Source organism: Streptomyces lancefieldiae, assembly GCF_031845825.1.
Taxonomy (GTDB): domain Bacteria; phylum Actinomycetota; class Actinomycetes; order Streptomycetales; family Streptomycetaceae; genus Streptomyces; species Streptomyces lancefieldiae.
On the sequence record NZ_JAVRFH010000146.1, the window covers coordinates 1 to 3965 of the forward strand.

4 protein-coding genes are annotated in these 3965 nt (G+C 69.3%); 2 read left to right on the forward strand and 2 right to left on the reverse strand.

The features are described from left to right. Window positions 1–105: 105 nt before the first annotated feature. Complete coding sequence (locus RM812_RS40855; RefSeq protein ID WP_311585891.1) at window positions 106–834, reverse strand: alpha/beta hydrolase; 729 nt, start codon at window positions 832–834, stop codon at window positions 106–108. 158 nt (window positions 835–992) lie between these two features. Between RM812_RS40855 and RM812_RS40860 the strand changes: the two genes are divergently transcribed. Then, the gene (locus RM812_RS40860; RefSeq protein ID WP_311585893.1) at window positions 993–1385 is read left to right on the forward strand and encodes a winged helix-turn-helix transcriptional regulator; all 393 of its coding nucleotides are present in this window, start codon (window positions 993–995) and stop codon (window positions 1383–1385) included. Window positions 1386–1611: 226 nt separating this feature from the next. Here RM812_RS40860 and RM812_RS40865 read toward each other — a convergent pair whose 3' ends face one another. Further along, complete coding sequence (locus tag RM812_RS40865; RefSeq protein WP_311585895.1) at window positions 1612–2574, reverse strand: NAD(P)-dependent alcohol dehydrogenase; 963 nt, start codon at window positions 2572–2574, stop codon at window positions 1612–1614. Window positions 2575–2677: 103 nt separating this feature from the next. On the opposite strand from RM812_RS40865, the gene RM812_RS40870 reads away from it, so the two are divergent. Continuing rightward, on the forward strand, window positions 2678–3259 hold the full coding sequence (locus RM812_RS40870) for a TetR/AcrR family transcriptional regulator (RefSeq protein ID WP_311585897.1): 582 nt from the start codon (window positions 2678–2680) through the stop codon (window positions 3257–3259). The last annotated feature ends 706 nt before the right edge of the window (window positions 3260–3965 follow it).

A 3965-nucleotide genomic window follows, 5' to 3' on the forward strand; every position in this document is an offset into this window, starting at 1 on the left:
CTCCCCCGCCGTCCCGGGCGAAACCACTTCTGCGATCGGTGACCGAGGAGGCCCTGGCGTGCTCGGAAGCGGTGGCCCTGCCTGCTGCTCGACGGCCGGGCGATGCTAGAGATCGATCCTGAGCAGCAGTTCGCTCAGCTCTGTCGGCATGGTGATCATGCAGTCGTGCCCGGTCGGCAGTTGCCACACCCGGGCCGGAGACCCATTGGGCTGTGTCGCGGGGACGGGCCGCCGCGTGATGCCTTCCGGCTCCGCGCCGACGCAGTGGATGTGCGTACGGGGAATCAAGTCCACGGCCGGGTTGTCCAGCCGGACCGGTTGCTGCAGGCAGCGCACCGGCTGGTCAGAGAGCGTCGCCCGCAGCCACGCCGCGTCAGCCGGGTCGGTGACCCCGAACAGACCGAACGGCGGGGGCATCTCGGGCAGCGGTGGAATGCGCCAGGCGCTGTCGGACTTCGCGGCCAGGTCAATCAGGTTCTGCGTCATGGGCTGGACGTCGACGGCGGTCTCGCCGTGCTCCGGGACCATCGCGTCCAGGTACACCAGGTGGGCGATCCGTTCCGGGACCTCGTTGGCCACGGACGAGACAACCAGTCCCGCGTAGCTGTGCCCCACGATGACCACCTCGGTCAGGTCCTCCTCGTGGATCAGCCCGACGACGTCCTGGACGTGCGTGTCGAGCCCCACCTCGGGACTGAGCAGGTGCGCCTTGTCGCCGTAGCCGGTAAGCGACGGCGTGAACACGCGATGCCCGGCCGACTCCAGCAGCAGGACCACCCGCTCCCAGCAGCGCCCGCTGTGCCAAGCGCCGTGTACCAACAGGAAAGTTGACATGATCGGAACGGTCTTCCTCTTCAGGGTGGGGAGGCACGGGAGCATGGCAGTTCCCATTCGTGCCTCGGTACTCTCTGGGAACCGGATTCATCGTGGTGCACCTGCCACGCCTCAAGCAATAAGGCACATTTCGGTGCCCCCGTTCCCTGGAGGTAACCATGACCACAGCCGACAGCGAGTCGCGGCCGGCACGGCAGGAGGACCCGTGCCGGACCCGCGAAGTGCTCGACATCGTGGGGAACAAGTGGTCATTGCTGGTCGTACGCAACCTCAGCCAGGGACCGCGCCGCTTCACCGAACTGAAGCGAGCCATCGACGGAATCAGCCAGCGGATGCTCACCGTCACCCTGCGCGGCCTGGAACGCGACGGGATCCTCACGCGGACCGTCCACAACGTCATGCCACCGCACGTCAGTTACGAACTCACCCCGATGGGCAAAACCCTCCGCCAAGCCACCGCCCCCCTGCTGGAGTGGAGCACCATGCACCTGGCACACATCGACGCGGCTCGCGCCGCGTACGACGCCCGCCCCGACACGTCGCCCGCCTAGCCGGCGCCTGGTGGCCGTTGCCGTCAGGAGCCTGTCCACGCTGGTTGACGACCAACCGAGCCCGGGAAGCGTCCTGGATGCGCGCGTAGCCGCTGACCAGCCCATTCGCCGGATGCCCGCAGGAGGCTCCTCCGCCGACACCGCGCTGCTGGTTACAGCCGGGAGGACGGAGAACACCTACTGGGCTCTTCAGTCGGCCCCTTGAGGGCGTCGGCGCCTGGTGCGGCTACGGGCGTTCGCGTTCCATGTCGATCACGTACTTCCCCCGGACGCCGCCGGCTTCCAGTCTCCTGTGCGCCTCCGCGACGTCGGCCACAGGAAAGATCGAGTCGATCACAGGCCGGATGCTTCCTGCCTCGGTGAAGCGGGTCAGCTCGGCGATCCGGTCCGCCGAAGGGTTGTTGCTGAAGAGTTTGAACCGCCGTGGTGCGACGGCTGCCCGCAACCCGGACCCGAGTATGGAGGTGAATATGCGGTCGGTGTCGAAGGCGAGGGCCACCATCCGCCCCCGCCGGGCCAGCCGCGCCCGATAGGAGCCCAGATCGGTGCCCACGACGTCGACGATGACATCGAAGCGGCCGAGATCCGCCGGCCGTGTGGTGCGGTAGTCGAGTGCCTCGTCGGCTCCGAGTGCGGTGACCCAGCCGAGGTTGTGGGCCGAAGCAAGGGCGGTGACGTGGGCACCGAGGGCCTTGCCCAGCTGCACGGCGATGCTGCCGACGCCTCCGGTCGCACCACGGATCAGGAGCCGCTCGCCGGGGGCGAGGTGCGCCTTGTCCGTCAGTGCGGTCAGTGCGGTGGTGCCGGACACCGGGAGAGCCGCGGCTTCGAGGAGGCTCAGGTTCTTCGGCGCCCGGGCCAGCCGCTTCTGGGGGACGGCAACGTAGTCGGCGAGAGAGCCGAAGACGAAGTGGGGCATGAGCCCCCACACCGCGTCTCCGGCTTGCCAGGCCTGGACGCCCGGCCCGGTCGCCGAGACGCGGCCGGCGAAGTCGCCGCCCGTCCCGTGAGGGAACTTGGCCCGGCTGATTCTGCGCATCCGCCCCGAGCGGAAGGCAATCTCCCCCGCGTCCACGCTGGCGGCGTGGACCTCGACGAGTACCTCCCCCGGGCCCGGCCGTGGGACGGGCATTTCGTTGACGCGTAGCACCTCGGGCGGGCCAAAACGGTCGTACTGCACGACACGCATACGGGATCCCATCACTGTCCGTGAAAGTGGGGTGGTCCCCCACTTAGCTTGGGCTACAGTAACCGGAGAACCGCCCCATTTAGCAAGCGGCAAGGAGGGCACCGTGACCGAGTCCCCCCGGCAGCGCCCCATGCGCGCGGACGCCCGGCGCAACTACGAACGCATCGTCGCCGCGGCCCAGGAGGTGTTCGCTGTGGACGGCGCCGATGCCTCCCTGGAGGAGATCGCCCGCCGGGCCGGGGTGGGATCGGCCACCCTGCACCGGCATTTCCCCACCCGGCGCTCCCTGCTCGAAGTCGTCTTCCACGACCGCGTCGAGGCACTCTGCGCCAGGGCCCGGGAACACGCTGAGCGAAGCGCACCCGGTGACGCGCTCATCGCGTGGCTCCGCGATCTCAACATCTACGCGGCGGCCAGCCGCGGTCTGGCGTCCTCACTGCTGCGCGACGGCCGGGACGCCGACCTCCTGCAACAGAACGACGACTGCCGAGCGATGATCACAGCCGCGGCCGGAGAACTCCTGCACGGCGCACAGCGGGCAGGCTCGCTGCGCCCCGGCGTGCAGACCGAAGACCTCCTCACACTGGTCAACGCCATCTCACTCGCCACCGAGCACCACGGTGACGACGCCCAGGCGAACAGACTGCTGGACCTCGCCGTCGACGGCATCCGCATGCCGCGCTGACAACCGTGCCCCCGCAGCTCCGAGGCACCCCCACTGCCCGGAAACGCCACGGGCCAGCGCGGAGTTGCCGTACACCTTGTCCGCGCCGACGCTGTCCGGAGTGCAGCGCAGATCGCCAAGACCTGTACGGGGACGCCGTCTTGTTCATCACCGCCTCGAACCGGGCGCGGTCCGCCCGTTGCTCCGACGCGGTGATCAGTGACAGTGGGCGACACCTGCCGTCCCCGCGGCCAGGCGGAGCTTGCAGGTCAGTCCGCCACGGGAGCGACCGATTCCCTGCGCGGGCGCCCTCGTTGTGGCGGCGGGCCGTGCAGGCGACGGCGGGTTCTCGCCTTGGAGATCACAGATGGGCTCCGATCGGCTTCCCGAGCGACGCAGCCTATCGGCCCGCCCAGCCGACTCCGCACGACACGGACAGGAGACCGCCGCCGTGTCCACGACCCCTTCCTCCATCGCTGGGGGCCACCTGACCAACCCGGCCGACCGCACCCTCACCGACACCCCGTACGCAGACCTCACCGTCTGCGATCTGGCCCCTTGATCTCGGCATGGCCCACCCTCGACGTGCAGGCACTCAAGAACCTCAGTGCGGCATCCACCCGACCGCCCGGACCCACCCCACCGCGATCACCGGGGGGGCGACGTCATCATCGACGCCGGTGCACGCGTCCGGGAACTCATCACCGTGCGCGGCCACACGCTCCCG